Source organism: Mycobacteroides sp. CBMA 271 (genome assembly GCF_009729205.1).
In the GTDB taxonomy this organism is placed as follows: Bacteria; Actinomycetota; Actinomycetes; order Mycobacteriales; family Mycobacteriaceae; genus Mycobacterium.
In genome coordinates this window covers 350,388-365,816 of record NZ_VTHB01000006.1, presented here as the reverse complement: position 1 = coordinate 365,816, position 15,429 = coordinate 350,388, and the positions used below count along the sequence as shown (strand labels likewise).

General features: G+C 65.4%; 19 protein-coding genes and 2 tRNA genes. 12 read left to right on the top strand and 9 right to left on the bottom strand.

Annotated elements, in window-relative coordinates; genetic code table 11:
* The first annotated feature begins 21 nt into the window (after nt 1-21).
* The 3 genes from FZI91_RS17960 (at nt 22) to FZI91_RS17950 (ending at nt 1,476) form a co-directional block, all read left to right on the top strand.
* Nucleotides 22-606 carry a hypothetical protein gene (locus FZI91_RS17960; RefSeq protein WP_239001589.1) on the top strand — a complete coding sequence of 195 codons (585 nt, stop codon included), beginning with the start codon at nt 22-24 and terminating at the stop codon, nt 604-606.
* A gap of 68 nt (nt 607-674) precedes the next feature.
* A tRNA-Ser gene (locus FZI91_RS17955) sits at nt 675-763 on the top strand.
* A 47-nt stretch (nt 764-810) separates the two neighbouring features.
* Nucleotides 811-1,476 (top strand): hypothetical protein, encoded by a 666-nt coding sequence (locus tag FZI91_RS17950; protein ID WP_155940409.1) that lies wholly within the window; start codon nt 811-813, stop codon nt 1,474-1,476.
* On the opposite strand, the gene FZI91_RS17945 is transcribed toward FZI91_RS17950, so the two are convergent.
* A complete protein-coding gene (locus FZI91_RS17945) occupies nt 1,473-1,979 on the bottom strand; it encodes a hypothetical protein (RefSeq protein ID WP_155940408.1) in 507 nt (168 codons plus the stop codon). The two genes, FZI91_RS17950 and FZI91_RS17945, sit on opposite strands and share 4 nt — an antisense overlap.
* Before the next feature lie 43 nt (nt 1,980-2,022).
* Nucleotides 2,023-3,051, bottom strand: coding sequence for a non-homologous end-joining DNA ligase (ligD, locus tag FZI91_RS17940; protein WP_155940407.1), 1,029 nt, complete (start codon nt 3,049-3,051; stop codon nt 2,023-2,025).
* Nucleotides 3,052-3,069: 18 nt separating this feature from the next.
* Between ligD and FZI91_RS17935 the strand changes: the two genes are divergently transcribed.
* From FZI91_RS17935 to FZI91_RS17925, 3 genes are read left to right on the top strand one after another with little or no spacing between them, the layout of a single operon-like run.
* A complete protein-coding gene (locus FZI91_RS17935) occupies nt 3,070-4,134 on the top strand; it encodes an ATP-dependent DNA ligase (protein WP_155940505.1) in 1,065 nt (354 codons plus the stop codon).
* A complete protein-coding gene (gluQRS, locus tag FZI91_RS17930) occupies nt 4,131-4,997 on the top strand; it encodes a tRNA glutamyl-Q(34) synthetase GluQRS (RefSeq protein ID WP_162525422.1) in 867 nt (288 codons plus the stop codon). The genes FZI91_RS17935 and gluQRS overlap by 4 nt, the downstream gene beginning before the upstream one ends.
* A 45-nt stretch (nt 4,998-5,042) precedes the next feature.
* The gene (locus FZI91_RS17925) at nt 5,043-6,473 is read left to right on the top strand and encodes an ABC transporter substrate-binding protein/permease (protein WP_162525421.1); all 1,431 of its coding nucleotides are present in this window, start codon (nt 5,043-5,045) and stop codon (nt 6,471-6,473) included.
* Between the two features lie 34 nt (nt 6,474-6,507).
* Here the strand turns inward: FZI91_RS17925 and FZI91_RS17920 are convergent, their stop codons facing one another.
* Nucleotides 6,508-7,740, bottom strand: coding sequence for a cytochrome P450 (locus tag FZI91_RS17920; RefSeq protein ID WP_155940405.1), 1,233 nt, complete (start codon nt 7,738-7,740; stop codon nt 6,508-6,510).
* A 45-nt stretch (nt 7,741-7,785) separates the two neighbouring features.
* Nucleotides 7,786-9,006: a tRNA guanosine(34) transglycosylase Tgt gene (gene tgt / locus FZI91_RS17915; RefSeq protein WP_155940404.1), complete on the bottom strand. Its 1,221-nt coding sequence runs from the start codon at nt 9,004-9,006 to the stop codon at nt 7,786-7,788.
* Nucleotides 9,007-9,090: 84 nt separating this feature from the next.
* Here tgt and FZI91_RS17910 point away from each other — a divergent pair, with 84 nt between their 5' ends.
* Genes FZI91_RS17910 through FZI91_RS17900 form a run of 3 tightly spaced genes read left to right on the top strand, consistent with a single transcriptional unit; the run spans nt 9,091 to nt 10,615 of the window.
* Nucleotides 9,091-9,642: a DUF4334 domain-containing protein gene (locus tag FZI91_RS17910; RefSeq protein ID WP_155940403.1), complete on the top strand. Its 552-nt coding sequence runs from the start codon at nt 9,091-9,093 to the stop codon at nt 9,640-9,642.
* A 6-nt stretch (nt 9,643-9,648) separates the two neighbouring features.
* On the top strand, nt 9,649-10,116 hold the full coding sequence (locus FZI91_RS17905; protein ID WP_309224037.1) for a hypothetical protein: 468 nt from the start codon (nt 9,649-9,651) through the stop codon (nt 10,114-10,116).
* Between the two features lie 34 nt (nt 10,117-10,150).
* Entirely contained in the window at nt 10,151-10,615 is a 465-nt protein-coding gene (locus FZI91_RS17900) for an SRPBCC domain-containing protein (RefSeq protein ID WP_155940402.1), read from the top strand.
* Here FZI91_RS17900 and FZI91_RS17895 read toward each other — a convergent pair.
* A tRNA-Ser gene (locus FZI91_RS17895) sits at nt 10,594-10,684 on the bottom strand. The genes FZI91_RS17900 and FZI91_RS17895 overlap by 22 nt on opposite strands.
* Nucleotides 10,685-11,002: 318 nt before the next feature.
* Between FZI91_RS17895 and FZI91_RS17890 the strand changes: the two genes are divergently transcribed.
* Nucleotides 11,003-11,341 carry a hypothetical protein gene (locus tag FZI91_RS17890; protein ID WP_155940401.1) on the top strand — a complete coding sequence of 113 codons (339 nt, stop codon included), beginning with the start codon at nt 11,003-11,005 and terminating at the stop codon, nt 11,339-11,341.
* Between the two features lie 190 nt (nt 11,342-11,531).
* Nucleotides 11,532-11,855, top strand: coding sequence for a hypothetical protein (locus tag FZI91_RS17885; RefSeq protein ID WP_155940400.1), 324 nt, complete (start codon nt 11,532-11,534; stop codon nt 11,853-11,855).
* A 62-nt stretch (nt 11,856-11,917) separates the two neighbouring features.
* Here FZI91_RS17885 and FZI91_RS17880 read toward each other — a convergent pair whose 3' ends face one another.
* Complete coding sequence (locus FZI91_RS17880) at nt 11,918-12,376, bottom strand: nucleoside deaminase (protein WP_162525420.1); 459 nt, start codon at nt 12,374-12,376, stop codon at nt 11,918-11,920.
* Nucleotides 12,373-12,903, bottom strand: coding sequence for a tRNA adenosine deaminase-associated protein (locus FZI91_RS17875; RefSeq protein ID WP_155940399.1), 531 nt, complete (start codon nt 12,901-12,903; stop codon nt 12,373-12,375). The genes FZI91_RS17880 and FZI91_RS17875 overlap by 4 nt, the downstream gene beginning before the upstream one ends.
* Before the next feature lie 105 nt (nt 12,904-13,008).
* Here FZI91_RS17875 and FZI91_RS17870 point away from each other — a divergent pair, with 105 nt between their 5' ends.
* Entirely contained in the window at nt 13,009-13,968 is a 960-nt protein-coding gene (locus FZI91_RS17870; RefSeq protein ID WP_162525419.1) for a prephenate dehydrogenase, read from the top strand.
* Here the strand turns inward: FZI91_RS17870 and FZI91_RS17865 are convergent.
* Nucleotides 13,965-14,513, bottom strand: a complete 549-nt coding sequence (locus FZI91_RS17865) for a putative glycolipid-binding domain-containing protein (RefSeq protein WP_162525424.1) — start codon at nt 14,511-14,513, stop codon at nt 13,965-13,967. The two genes, FZI91_RS17870 and FZI91_RS17865, sit on opposite strands and share 4 nt — an antisense overlap.
* Nucleotides 14,514-14,601: 88 nt before the next feature.
* Entirely contained in the window at nt 14,602-15,411 is an 810-nt protein-coding gene (locus FZI91_RS17860) for a class I SAM-dependent methyltransferase (RefSeq protein ID WP_155940398.1), read from the bottom strand.
* Between the last annotated feature and the right edge of the window lie 18 nt (nt 15,412-15,429).

Sequence of the window (15,429 nt, the reverse complement as noted above, 5' to 3'; positions counted from 1 at the left end):
GAGGTGGCGTAAACTCCCCGCATGACTATGCCCGCACCGAAGCGGCGCCTCCCCGGCTACTGGTACGGCATCGGTGCGGCACTGATCGCGGTCGGCGTGATCGCCGGGATTACCGTGTTCATCGCCGCGATGGTGTCCGTCCTACAGGGACCCACGGACGAATTCTCCGGAGATGGCTCTGTCACAGCGCCTTTCGAGGCGGGGACGTCGAAGATCATCTACCTCGCCGACACCAAGGCCAGTTCGGCTGTGTACGCCCACACCCGGTGCACCGCCCGCGACGACAAAAACCGTGACGCCACGGTCAGCCGCTACGACGGCAGCCTGTCCATCAACCAGTGGAGCGCCCTCTACGTGGTCTCCGCACCAGAAGATGGCAACTACACGATCAGCTGCGCGGGGCCGTCGGACATGTACTACGGCGTCGGCCCGCGGGCCAGTTCCGCCGCCAAGTTCGCGATCTTCGCAGGCCCGTTCGGCGGTGTGTGTCTGGCCGCGGCGGGACTCGTCGTCCTCATCGTGACCGCCTCCCGCCGCCGCCAGGCACCCCCGACGTACCTAGGGCCTCCCCCGTACCCCGGACCGGGGCCCTACCCATACCGCTGACGTGCATCGGGGCCGGTCACGGCGACGGTGGCGTTGAGCACCCAGGGCGGTCGGCTACCATGACCGACGGAGGATTCGCCTAGTGGCCTATGGCGCTCGCCTGGAACGCGGGTTGGGTTAATAGCCCTCAGGGGTTCAAATCCCCTATCCTCCGCCACTGTGGGTTGGCTTTGAGCTGCCCGTTGGACCGCATCAAGGAGGGCAATGGCTGCCGGACGCCGAACGGCGACCATCGCTTCGACCAGCAGCCATGCCGCTCTCTCCTTGATCGCGGGACTGCTCTATTTCCTCTTCGTACTGCCACGCTGGCCGGAGCTCGACGGCACCATCAGCCACTCGCTGGGCACCGGGTTGCGGATCCTCACCGGCGTGCTGGTGGCGAGCGCGGGTATCCCGGCCCTCGCCTCCTGGCGGCGGACCCGGCGGCCCGAGTTCGCGACACCGCAGCTGGCGCTCACCCTGCGTGCGGCATCGTTCAGCGGCCATTTCCTGGCCGGTGCGCTGATCATCGCGACGGCGATCGCCGAGATCTGGCTGGACCTGGACCGGTTCGGCATCTGGGAGTTCGGCGTGTACGGCGCCGCCGCGGCGATCGGACTCCTGGCCTTCGCGGCCTACCACCTGGCGTTCGTGGCCGAGCTCCCCGAAAAGGAACGCACGCCCCGCCCGGTCAAGAAGAAGCCCGTCGAGACCGTCACGGAAACCGCCGAGACCCCTGCCGAGGAGCCGGAGTCCGAGGAATCCGACGAGACGGACACCGAGCAGCCTGCCGACGAGACCGCGGTGGACACCGCGGACGCACAGGCGGGCGAAAGCACAGCCGAGGAGCCGGCGCGCGGTCTACGAAACCGTCGCACCCGCAAGTCCTAGGCCGGGTCCTTACCCTGCGTACTCAGGACGAGCACCGCACCGTCCTTGGGCGCGAAAGCCTTAACCTCCCACCCACCCTTCGCCGTATTGGTGGACAGCATCCGGTCAAGCTCATCGCTGCGTTCGAACTGAGCCGTCGATGACACCCCGGTATCGAGCGTCTTCCACAGCCGGGGTCTGGTCGCGAGCACCATGCTGGAGCGGAAAGGCGCCACGTACGCGGCCAGCTGCTGCGGCGGCATTTCGATGATCGCGTCAACCCAATACGTGGTGTTCGGGCCCGGGAGCGGCTCGTCGCCGAAGAATCCCTGGACCCATTCGCCGGTCACCGGTTTCGGTAGCTTCGGGAAACGCTGCTCCAGCGGCCCTGAGTCGTAGCGGATCGGCGACGCGCCGGTCTTTTGCGGCAGGTAGGACGCAGGGGTGGAATCTGCTTTGTCCCATGACGAACAGCCAGCGACCGCGAGCAGCGTGACGACGCAGGTCGCCGCCCAACGTTTCATTCCTGCACGGTACCGGCAACAACGGGTAGACGGCGGCGGCAAACTACTGCTTCCTATCGGTATCCCGGGATGGCTGAACGCGTTTCGGTTCTCCCGGCATCTTCGGGTAGTTCGGCGGATAGGGCATATCGCCCAGTCCGTTCGCCTCGTCCCGCTCTACCATCTCAAGCAGCGGTTCGATCGACTGAGACGCCTCGTCCATCTCCGCCATGGGATCCGGACGTTTCTTCAGCAGCTCGGGCACGGTGGCGATGGTGAAGTCGTCCGGTTCGGCGTCAACCAGTTCATCCCACGTCAGCGGCGTGGACACCGTGGCGATGGGCGTGCGCCGCACCGAATAGGCCGCGGCCATGGTGCGATCGCGCGCGTTCTGGTTGAAGTCGATGAAGATGCGTTCTCCGCGTTCTTCTTTCCACCACGATGTGGTCACCTGCTGGGGCGCGCGACGTTCCACCTCGCGGGCCAGCGCGATGCCCGCCCTGCGTACTTCTGTGAAGTCCCAGCGGGTTTCGATGCGCAGGTAGATATGGATACCGCGCCCTCCGGAGGTCTTTGGGTAGGCGACGAATCCGAGCTCGTCCAGCACCGGGCGCAACACATCGAGCGCCACCGACTTGGCCTCGTCGAATCCGGTGCCCGGCTGCGGGTCCAGGTCGATGCGCAGCTCGTCGGGATGATCCAGGTCCGGATGCCGCACCTGCCATGGATGCAAGGTCACGGTGCCCATCTGCGCGGCCCACACGATCGCGGCGGGCTTTGTCACCCGCAGCACCTCCGCCGTGCGACCCGACGGAAAGGTCACCTCGCAGGTGTCCAGGTAGTCCGGATAGTGCTTGGGCAGCCGCTTTTGGTAGATCTCCTCGCCATCGATGCCGTCGGGGAAGCGTTGTAGATGCGTGGGGCGGTCACGCAGCGCGCTCATCATCGGACCTGCCGCGACGGTGCGGTAGTACTCGGCGAGATGGCGCTTGGTGCCACCCTCGGCACCAAGCTGTGGAAAGTAGACCTTGTCAGGGTTGCTCAGTCGGACGGCGATACCGTCGACATCCAGTTCCTCTGCAGGTGTGGGCATTACCGTCATCATATGGGAATGGACCTGCCCGTCATGCCTCCTGTGTCACCGATGCTCGCAAAACCTGTCACCAAGATCCCTGCCGAGGCGTCATACGAGCCCAAGTGGGATGGGTTCAGATCGATCGTCTTTCGCGACGGAGACGAGGTGGAACTGGGCAGCCGCAACGAGAAACCGCTGACCCGATACTTCCCCGAGCTGGTGACGGCCCTCCTCGCCGAGCTCCCCGAACGATGCGTGGTTGACGGAGAGATCGTGATCGCCACCGAGACGGGGCTCGATTTTGAGGCACTACAACAGCGGATCCACCCTGCCGATTCACGGGTGCGCCTGCTGGCCGAGCAGACACCCGCCTCGTTCATCGCCTTCGACCTGCTGGCCCTGGACGACGAGGACTACACCGGACGGCCATTCAGCGACCGGCGCACCGCCCTGACCGAGGCGTTGTCCGGTGCCGGCACGTCAGTCCATCTGACGCCCGCCACCACCGACCAGACCCTCGCGCAACGCTGGTTCGAGGAGTTCGAGGGCGCCGGTACCGACGGGCTCATCGCAAAGCCGTTGGCGCTCGCGTACCAGCCCGACAAGCGCGTGATGTTCAAGATCAAACCCGAGCGAACGGCCGATTGTGTGGTCGCCGGATATCGGGTCCACAAGTCCGGTGACGATGCCATCGGCTCACTACTGCTCGGCCTCTACCAAGATGACGGCGCACTGGCCTCGGTCGGTGTGATCGGCGCGTTCCCCATGGCCGAGCGTAAACGCCTGTTCCAGGAACTTCAACCGCTCGTCACCTCTCTTGAGGATCACCCGTGGAACTGGGCTGCGCACGAGGCCGGTGAACGTACCCCCCAGAAGAACCAAGGCTCTCGCTGGAATGCCGGCAAGGACTTATCTTTCGTAGCGCTGCGCCCCGAACGGGTCGTGGAAGTGCGCTACGACCATATGGAGGGCGCGCGATTCCGACACACGGCGCAGTTCAACCGGTGGCGCCCGGACCGCGAGCCTCATTCATGCACCTACGAACAACTGGAACGGCCAATCGCGTTCAGTCTCAACGAGATTATCCCGGGCCTGGTGTGACGGGTGCGGGGCGATTTGCGCCGAGTCCGTCGGGCGACCTGCACGTAGGGAATCTACGGACGGGCTTGTTGGCATGGCTGCTGGCACGCTCGACCGGGCGAGAGTTCTTGATGCGGGTCGAGGATCTGGATACCCGAACCAGCGCCGCGTTGGCGCAGCGTCAACTGGCCGACCTCGCCGCGATCGGGTTGGAATGGGACGGACCCGTGGTGTGGCAGTCAACTCGGACCGCTGTCTACGACAACGTGATCTCGTTGTTGGATTCCCGCGGATTGTTGTACGAATGCTATTGCAGCAGAAAAGATATCGCCCAAGCGCCGACGGCGCCACACTCCCCGCCCGGCGCATACCCGGGAACGTGTCGCGATCTCTCAGGGTCTGAGCGTACGCAGGCCCGCTCTGAACGCCCGCCCGCGCTGCGGCTGTGCACCGAGAACTCACCCTTCACGGTGCGGGACGTGTTGCACGGTGAATACACCGGCGTGGTCGACGATTTCGTGGTGCGCCGCGGTGACGGTGTGACCGCTTATAACGTCGCGGTGGTGGTCGACGACCATGCCCAGGGTATCGATCAGGTGGTCCGCGGCGATGACCTGCTGGCCTCCGCGCCCCGGCAGGCCTACCTGGCGGAGCTGCTGGGTTATCCGGTGCCGACGTATGCCCATGTCCCGCTGGTACTCAACACCGCGGGGGCACGGCTGGCAAAACGTGACGGGGCGGTCACCGTTGCCGATCTCGGTGCCGTGACCGCGTTCAAGTTGATCTGCCAATCCCTCGGGTACGAGGCCGCCGACGCCGCCGACCTACTGCGTCAGTTCGATCCAGAGCACATCCCCCGCGAGCCGTGGATACACCCCGGCTGATCCGAAGCAGGGCGCTGGCCACCCGAATCGTGTTAGCCTCCCGCGGTGTTTCGTGCTCTGGCGCTCGCGCTTCTGGCTCTCGTGGCGGTAGCCGGTTGCGGCTCGGACGCTCGCGAACCCCTGCGGGTGGGCACCGAAGGTGTGTACGCGCCGTTCAGCTTTCATGACGAGCGCACCGGGAAGCTGACTGGCTACGACATCGACGTGGCTCGCGCCGCCGGCGAGAAGCTAGGCCGCCCCATCGAATTCGTCGAAATACCCTGGGACGCGATCTTCGCCGGACTGGATGCCGACCGGTTTGACGTCGTGGCCAATCAGGTCACGATCACGCCGGAACGGCAGGCCAAGTACGACCTGTCCCGGCCTTATGCGGTGGGTGAGGGTGTGATCGTCACCCGCGCAGACGACAACACCATTCACAGCCTGGCCGATATTCGGGGCAAGGTGGCCGCCGAGAACGCAACGAGCAACTGGTCACAAATCGCCCGAGACGCAGGTGCACGCGTGGAGGCCGTCGAGGGTTTCACGCAATCCATCACGCTGCTCAGCCAGGGCCGGGTGGACGTCGTCGTCAACGACAGCATCGCCGTCTACGCCTACTTGGCCAGCACCGGCGACCCCGCGGTAAAAATCGTTGGGAGCACCGGCGTGCGTAGCGAGCAGGGATTCGCCGCCCGTAAGAACAGCGGTCTGCTACCCGAGCTCAACAAGGCATTGGACCAGTTGTCGGCCGATGGCACCTTGGCTCGGATCTCACAGAAGTACCTCAAGGCAGATGCCAGCGGCACCGCTAAACCGCAAGCGGCAGTGGTCCGATCCGACAGCCGTCTGGTCCTGGACAATCTGTGGCCCATGGCACGTGCCATGCTCACGGTCACCATTCCGCTGACCATCATCAGTTTCGTGATCGGGCTGGTACTCGCCCTCGGGGTGGCGCTGGCCCGGATGTCCGATCATCGGGCGCTCTCTGGCCTTGCGCGGGTGTACATCTCGATCATCCGCGGCACACCGCTGCTCCTTCAGCTGTTTCTGATCTTCTTCGCGCTGCCCGAGTTCGGGGTGAAGATCAGCCCGTTCCCCGCTGCTGTCATCGCGTTCAGTCTTAACGTGGGCGGCTACGCCGCCGAGATCATTCGATCCTCGATCATGAGCGTGCCTCGCGGACAATGGGAAGCCGCGTCAAGCCTGGGTATGAGCTATGGCACCACGTTGTGGCGCATCGTCATTCCGCAGGCCAGCCGAATCGCGGTGCCACCCTTGTCCAACACGTTGATCTCGCTGGTGAAGGACACCTCGCTGGCCTCCGCGATCCTGGTGACCGACGTGATGCGCACGGCGCAGGTCGCGGCCGCGCCCACCTTTCAGTTCTTCACGCTGTATGCCACGGCCGGGGTCTACTACTGGATTGTCTGCATGGCGATGTCGGTGGCCCAAGACCGCCTTGAGCAGCGTCTGGAAAGGTCCGTCGCGCAGTAGGACTTCTCCGAGCGCTGCGGTTCATACTCGGCGCCTAACGGATGGCAACCGGGAGGTCGACCAGACCACGCAGGGTGACGTTCGGCTTGTAGGTGGGTTCACCGATCAGGCGCGCGTCGGGGAACCGCGCCGTGATCGAGCTCAACGCCAGCTTGGCCTCCAGTCGCGCGAGCGGCGCGCCTAAACAGAAGTGTGGTCCGTGGCCGAAGGCCAGATGCTTGATCTCGGCGCGATCGGGGTCGAACACGTCCAGGTCCGGGCCGATCTCCGGATCTCGTTGTGCGGCGGCGAGCATCAACAGCACCCACTCACCGCTGGGAAACGTGAAGTCGCGAACATCCATGTCACCGTCGGCTACCCGGGCCACCATGTGCACGGGCGGGTCGTAGCGCAGCGTCTCTTCGACTACCAGTGCGACTCGATCGGCGTTGCGTCCCAGCAGTTTCCACTGCCGGGGGTCGCGCAACATGGCCAGCGAGGCATTGGCGATCAGGTTGACGGTGGTCTCGTGACCGGCAATGAGCAGCAGGGTGCAGGTGGAGATGATCTCCTCTTCGGTGAGCTGATCACCGGCCTCCTCCACCTGGATCAGGGCGGACAGCAGGTCGTCACCGAGATTCCGTCGGCGGGCGGCGATCAGGTCGATGAAGTAGTCCCACATCCAGTGGCTTGCCTTGATGCGTTCGTCCATGTTTTCGGCGGCACGCCCGGTGAGTGCGAACACAGGGTCTAGCGACTGTCCGAGAAGCGCCGAGGCGCGGCTGAATTCGGGCTCGTCCTGCAGCGGCACGCCCAGCATCCGGCAGATCACCGCCACCGGTAGCGGGTACGCGAAATCCGACACCAGGTTGAAGCTGCCGCGCCGGTCGATATCATCCAGAAGCTCGTCGACAAGGTACTGAACATCGGCGGCCATGGCGTTGATGATCTTGGGCGCGAATGCCTTTGATGCCAGCTTGCGTAGCCGGGTGTGATCGGGAGCGTCCAGGCCGAGGAACGAAGGCGTGCCCAGCGCCAGGTTCGGGTACTTGGCGAGCTGCTGCTGCACGATGGTCGACTTCCGGCGATCCGAGGAGGCCTGCGGGTGGCGCAGCATGGCATTGCAGTCCGCGAAGGTGGCCAGCACGCTCACCGCGGGCAGGGGTGGGTGCGCCGGTCCGTCCTGGGTCTGTTCGCACAGCTGTCGGTACACGGGATACGGATTCGCGCGATTCGCCGGATCGAGCACCTGTTGCAGCAGGTCGCCCGGGTCGGTCGTAGTAGGCATGTGTCCAGTGTGCGCGCGGATGCTGAGATGCGCCTGAATTCGTGATCAGCCGTAGTAGCGGCCCAGGGTGTCCGCTCGCAGCTCCTCGAAGGTGCCGTCGATGATGCTGGCGCGGATGCGGTCCACCAGCCCGATGGTGAATCGTTCGTTGTGAATGGTGGCCAAGGTGGATGCCAGGATCTCCTTGGCCTTGAACAGGTGGTGCAGATAGGCCCGGGTGTAGTGCGTGCAGGTATAGCAGTCGCACGCGGCGTCTATGGGAGTGAAGTCCCGGCGGTACTTGGCACCGGTGATGTTTACCCGGCCGTCGCGGGTATAGACGGCGGCGTTGCGCGCGACCCGTGACGGCGAGACACAGTCGAAGGTGTCGGCTCCCGCCGCCACCGCGGCGAACAGGTCGTCGGGCTCGCTGATCCCGAGCAGGTGGCGCGGTTTGTGTTCGGGCAGTTCGGATGTCACCCAGCCGACGATGGTTCCGAGATTCTGCTTCTCCAGCGCACCACCGATCCCGTATCCGTCAAAACCCCGGCCCTCTTCGCCGGCAAGGGATTCCAGGCCACGCGCGGCCTGGCGGCGCAGATCCTCGTACTGCGCGCCCTGCACCACCCCGAACAATGCCTGATACGGCTTGTCGGCACGCTCACGAGTCAGTTTCTCGTGCTCGTCCAGGCAGCGCTGCGCCCACTCATGGGTGCGCTGCACCGAGTTCTCTTGATACTCACGGGTATTGATTAGGGTAGTGAGCTCATCAAAGGCAAACATGATGTCGGCGCCCAGCTGATGCTGGATCTGCATGGACACCTCGGGAGTGAACCGGTGCGTCGAGCCGTCCAGGTGAGAGGTGAAGGTGACGCCCTCGTCGTCGACGTGCGCGAGCTTGTCCTTACCAGCGATCACATGATCATCGGCGCGGGCGCGGTCGACCTCCATCGCCATCACCTTGCGGGCTCCCGAGCCGAGGGAGAGCACCTGGAACCCGCCACTGTCGGTGAACGTCGGGCCGGGCCAGTTCATGAAGGCACCCAGTCCCCCCGCCTCGTCGACAATGTCGGGGCCGGGCTGCAGATACAGGTGGTAGGCGTTGGCGAGGACCGCCTGGGCGCCCAGGGCGGCCATGGTTTCCGGCAGGACCGCCTTCACGGTGGCCTTGGTTCCGACGGCGATGAAGGCCGGGGTCTGGATATCGCCGTGCGGGGTGTGGATGACTCCGGCCCGGCCCGCGGTTCCGGGCAGGGTGGCATCGATGGTGAAGTACTGGTCATTCATCAGGGGCTATTTTGCCTGGGCGCGTCGCGGACCCAGACCTTGGCTCTTCGCGCAAGCGGCTCATCGCAGTCGTAGGCTGAGCTCATGACATCGACGTCGGATCTTCTCGCGCTGGAGCACGGCACCACCACCCAGGAAGCACTGGCCTTTTTCGACAACCTGGACCCGGTGCGGGCCGAGGATCTGGTTGGCCAACGATGGCATGGGGGCGAGGTGCCGACCGGGCATTCGATGGACGGGATCCTGACCGTCTCGGGCTGGTACGGCAAGCAGTTCGACGACCTGAACCATGTGCATCCGCTGCTGTTCAGCGATGGTGGGGGCGATATCTTCGCGGTGGATCCGATGCTGGCGCCGATGGGTTTGGCGGGGCGGATCAGCGGGCTGACCGAGTCTCCGATGGTCAAGCGCACGTCCCCGACCGCGTTGACCGCTTTGAAGCCACTGATCAAGACCAACAAGCACCGGGCGCGACTGCGCAATATCGAGTACCGCGGCGTCGTGAGTGCGGCCATGGTCTATGACCACAAGGCGATCATCGACCACTTCCGGAAGGTCGACGACGCCACGCTGCTGGGCATCATGGATCTTCGCGATATGGAGCAGCCGTACTTCTTCACGCTGCGTCGCGACTGACATCGGGTGCCCGCCATCGCCGCGGCCGGGGGCGGATTTCTCCTCGCGGTGCTGTGGTTTGACCTGATGTTCGACGTTCAGGTGCGCGGTCATCGTGCGCCCGCCCTGCCGAACCCGGTGCTCGCGTCCATCCGCGCCTACTACCGTCGGGTGACCACCGACGCGTCACCGATGGGTGTGCTGGTGAGCCTCGTGATGCTCCTGACCGTTGGGGTGATCGTCTCGGAAGTCGTACAGGCCCGGCTCGTTGCCTGGCCCTGCTGGTTGTCGTTGGCCGCAGTGCTGACGGCCATGGGGGTCGCGCTGGGCCGGACGTTCCGAAACGCGCGACGGTTGGCGCAGAACGCCGATGCCGCGGAGGTACAGAGTCGTCTCGCCCGGAGTATCTACCGCGATCACCTGATTTGCCTGGGATGCATGGTGGTCGTGGTGGGGTTGCAGATCGCGCTGAGCTTTGGCATGCACCCGGTCTGATCAGGTCCTAGGCTGCTCGGGTGAGAGCGCCGGAATGATCTTGTTTGAGCGGACATTCGCCCACCCACCCGTCCGGGTGTGGCAGGCGATGATCGATCCCGATCTGTGGTCCTTGCAGACCAACGGGTTCCGGCCCGAGGTCGGTTGCGAGTACCGAATCACCCATCCGGCCATCATGGGCACCCGACTGCTCGGCACCGGCGATTGCACAGTCGTCGCGGCCGATCCGGGCGAGCTGCTGGCCGTGGAGTTTGTGGGCGCCGTCCGCTCCGGGGATCCCGCCCGCTGGACCATCAGCCACAGTCTCACCGCCACGCACGAGGGCAACACCGACTTCGTGACGTGTCTGGACGGAGTCGATGTCGGCGATCGCTCTGAGATGGTGCTGCTGCACATCGTGACCGAAAGCACGGCGCGATCCCTGCACCTGCTCGAAGAGAGGTTGACGGACCCCTACCGGAATCCCGGCGAAAAAAATGGCGGTGGCGGAGGGATTTGAACCCTCGGACGGGGGTTACCCGTCACACGCTTTCGAGGCGTGCTCCTTAGGCCGCTCGGACACGCCACCGTCGAGAAGACTACAGGCCACCGGACCGATACCCCGAATCGTGTCCATCGGGCATGCGGGCCCTACTTATCGGCGCAGGTCACTCGGTTGTTAGCAACCGGTCGCTCACATGCATGCATCCGCATGGCTGGCAGCTGATTCCCAGCCTCTTGTACGAAATACGGCGCTCGATTCCCAGCTCCGTGGCTTTCGATCTTGCTTGTGAAGTTCTTGTTGGCATCGCAGTAGCCGCAGCAGTCACGGCGCCCGCCACGACGACTGGCATCGCGACCGCGACAGAAATTGACACGACCACGATCGAGATTGGAGACCCTGACAATGAAGTTACTTGTAGGTATCGCAGCGTCCGCGGCCATCGCCGCCGGTGGACTGGGCCTCGCCGCCACGGCGAACGCGGCCCCAGCGCCGGAGCTGCCGGCGCCCATGTATCACTGGTGCCCCGGCGAGTTCTGGAACCCGATCTGGGGTTTCAACATGAGTTGGGGTGAATGCCACGCCGACGGGATCTTCGACCGCGACCGCCCCGGTGACTGGCGCGCCGACGACGGCCGAGACAGGTGGGGTCATCGCGATGACCGTCGTGACGACCGCCGCGATGATCGTCGTGACGACCGTGGCGACCATCGCGATGACCGCGGGAACGATTGGCGTCGCTAGCACCAACCAGCGATACGTGGCGTATCGCCCGAGGATCTCTCGGGCGATACGCCTCTTTGCTTTCTGCGACCATTCCGCACTGAATCGCTGGACCTTCAATACACCACTATGGTTGACTGACAGTCACTTTCAAGGATTCTCTACGCTCATGCCAAGCGACTTTATACACAAAGGATGGTTTGCTTGAGGGATGAAAATTCTTCTCGGAATCGCCGCATCTGCCGCCATCGCGGCCGGCGGGCTCGGCCTCGCCGCTAGCGCCAATGCCGCCCGCGCCCCGGAGCTTCCGGCTCCCACCTACCACTGGTGCCCCGGCGAGTTCTGGAACCCGATCTGGGGTTTCAACATGAACTGGGGTGAATGCCACGCCGACGGAATCCTCGACCGCGACCGCCCCGGCGACTGGCGTGGCGACGACGGCCGCGGGCGCGACAACGGCCCGGGTGACAACCGGGACCGCGGACCCGATCGCGGACCTGACCGCGGCAACGACTGGAACAACGGCCACCGGTAAAACTCCCCGAACCGGCCCGCCCGGCGCGCGACCCCGACCCCCACCCGCGTCGGGCGGGCCACTTATCGCCTCGCGGCGAAGAACTCCTCCAGCAGCGCGGCACACTCGTCGGCCAGCACACCGCCCCGCACCTCCGGGCGGTGTGTCTGGCGACGATCCCGCACCACATCCCACAGCGATCCGACCGCGCCGGTTTTCGGTTCCCACGCCCCGAACACCACCCGGCTGACCCGAGCGAGCACCAACGCGCCGGCGCACATGGTGCACGGCTCGACCGTCACCGCCAGCGTCGCGCCCTCCAGCCGCCAGCCGTCACCGTGTTTCGCCGCGGCCTCGCGCAACGCCAAAACCTCCGCGTGTGCCGTCGGATCACCAAGGCGTTCACGGGCATTTGCGGCTCGGGCAAGTTCAGTTCCGTCGGCGGCATAGATCACCGCACCGATCGGCACGTCGTCGGCGCCGGCCTCGCCGGCCGCAAGCAGTGCTGCGCGGATCAGCGCCTCGTCTTGTGGGAACGTCACCGATCCAGCTTGTCGAGCACCGCACCGAACTCGTCGGCAAACCCCATCCGGGCGGCAATCATGCCGAGCTGCTCATCCGGGTAAAGATCGGTCTCGCTGAGGATCACGCCGAGCACCGGTTCGGGCAGGCCGATATCGGAGAGCAGGCCCAGATCGCCTTCCTCCCACGGATCAACCTCGTCGAGCTCATCGGAATCAAGGTCCGGGACAGGAACATTCAGCCGCTCGAGCACCTCGGCGGCAATGTCGTAGTCGACGGCCGCTGTGGCGTCAGAGAGCAGCAGATGCGTTCCCGAGGGCGCCGGACGAATGATGATGAAAAATTCCTCGTCCACATCAATCAGACCAAACACCGCACCGGCACTACGCAATTCACGCAGCTCGGTTTCCGCAGCGGCCAAGTCGGTGAGCGCCGAGGCGTTCAGGGAGGTCACCCGCCAGCGGCCTTCTTCACGCACGACGGCTACACCGAAACCCTCCAGGCTTTCAGCACTGGGCCCTGCGGCCTTGGCACGTTGTGCGTCCATAAGCCAATACGGTAATGCCCCACCCCGTGTTGTGACCACATCCAACGCTCTTCGCGCAGGCGGCTCATCGCCCACCCCGTTGGTCACGTATGCCAACCTGATGGGGTGAACGCCGCCGAACACGACCACCAACGCCCCCCGATCTGCGTACTTGGCCTCGGGCTCATCGGTGGCTCCCTGGTCCGGGCGGCCACTGCCGCGGGCAGACATGTGTGGGGCTACAACCGTTCCCCCGAGGGCGTCGAAGCCGCCCGCGCCGCGGGATTCGATGTCACCGCAGACCTGGATCTGGCACTGCGCCGAGCCCGCAATGCGCACGCGCTCATCGTGCTCGCGGTCCCAGTACCCGCCCTGCCCGCGCTCCTCTCGCGCATCGCGGAGGTGGCCCCCGAATGCCCTCTCACCGATGTCACCAGTGTGAAATCCGCTGTTCTGCAAGAGGTCTCCCAGCATGGTCTGGCGGGGCGATTCGTCGGCGGACACCCCATGGCCGGGACGACGGAATCGGGCTGGGGCGCCGGGAACGCACAGCTTTTCCGGGATGCGACGTGGGTAGTCAGCGTCGACGACGACGCAGATCCACAGGTGTTCGCGCAGGTGACGCGGCTTGCCCTGGACTGCGGATCGGTGATTGTCCCGGCACGCTCGGATGAGCACGACGCCGCGGCGGCGTCCATCTCACACCTGCCGCACCTGCTCGCCGAGGCCCTCGCCGTCACCGCCGACGGAATTCCGCTGGCGTACTCGTTGGCCGCCGGATCGTTCCGGGACGGCACTCGCGTCGCCGCCACCGATCCGTCGCTGGTGCGCGCCATGTGCGAATCGAACCCGCACGGCGTACTGCCCGCCCTCGAAGAGGCCATGACACTGCTGGCGGCCACCTGGAACACCTTGAACACGGAAGGCTCGGTAGAGCTGCTGGTGGAAGCCGGTCATGCGGCGCGAGGACGGTACGAGGCCCACGAACGCTTCGACATCACCGGCATCAGCCGCGAAGACGCGGATTGGCGCGAACAGCTCGCCGAGGCGGGTCGCGCGGGCGGCGTGCTACGAAAAGTGCCTTAGATCCGGACGGCGAGCCCGGGGTATTCCAGCAGGAAACCCTCGTCGTCGACGGTGACGGTGGTGTCGGCGACCGGGGAGACCACCTTGATGCCCTTACCGACATTGCGATAGCTGATGGTGGCGGGACTGACCACCAGATCCGGCAGGGTTACGTAAACAACCGGCAGCACCGCGCTGCCTTCCTGCTGGTAGAGGCCGGTCCGCCGGATCGGCAGCGCGTTGAAGAACGGGCTGAACACCACATCGACGTCCAGTGCCCCGTCAAACGCGGAGCGGGTCGCACCCTCATGGTTCTGCACCGTCCACATGCCCTCCTCGTCGCGGGCGATCGACAGCTGCCGCTCCCGCTCGGCGACCGTGGTGGACAGGGACAATCGATTGGTGGAGCCGGTCTCGTCGGTCACCAAGTCATAGGAGGCGCTGAACGCGGGATGCGCATCGGATGCGCCCGCCACGAAGCGACCGTGTGCACGGATGCGCCGGCCCGACAGTTGGACCCGGGTGGATTCCATGCGCGACGAGTCGTGGGCGCGCCAGGTCAGCACGACGGGCCCAGTCGCGGTGGCCGTCGGGCTGGGGTTATTCACCCGTCTACCGTAGGCGACCGCGCAAATTGAGCCCGTACCGCCCGGATCACCCCCGTGTGCGTGCGACGTACAGCAGGTACTCCCAGTCCATCAGCAGCCGACCGTCACCGCGATCGTGCCGTCGCGCTAGGTCCACGAGTGCACCGTCGAGTTCGGCGGTGCGGTCCGGGTCGTCCGCGATCCGCGTGTAGACGGCGATGGTCGGCCCGTAACAGGCCTTGAAGAAGTCTCGGAACTCCTCGGCGGTGGCGAATCGGTCGACCGTCAGGGTCCGCCGCTCCGCGCTGACTTCGATGGTCCGATCCGCCAGTAGTGCCCGCACATGGTCGGCGTCACCCCACAATGGCGGCGGCTGTGCGCCGGGCAGCGGCGCCGCCGCGAACGGCTTCATGGTCGCGAACATCTGGCCGATGAATCCCTGCGGTGTCCAGTTGATGAGGCCGATCGTGCCGCCCGGCCGGCAGACCCTGATCAGTTCGTTGGCACTGTCCTGATGACGTGGGGCGAACATCACGCCGACGCAGGACACCACGACATCGAAGCCGCTGTCGCCGAATGGAAGCGCTTGCGCGTCGGCCACCTGCCAGTCGACGGCCACGTCTGCACGCACCGCGGTTGCCCGGCCCGCGTCCAGCAGCTCGGGAGTCAGATCGGAGGCGATCACGGTGGCGCCGGTACGCGCCGCGGGGATGGCCACATTCCCCGACCCGGCCGCAACGTCTAACACCCGAACTCCGGGGCCTATCCCGGCCTCCGTAACGAGGATCGGGCCCAGCGGCGCAATCACCTCGGACGCCACCGCCGGATAGTCGCCCAGCGCCCAGAGCGAAACCTTGTGGGCTGTATCAGTGTTCATGTGTACACGCTAGGGAAC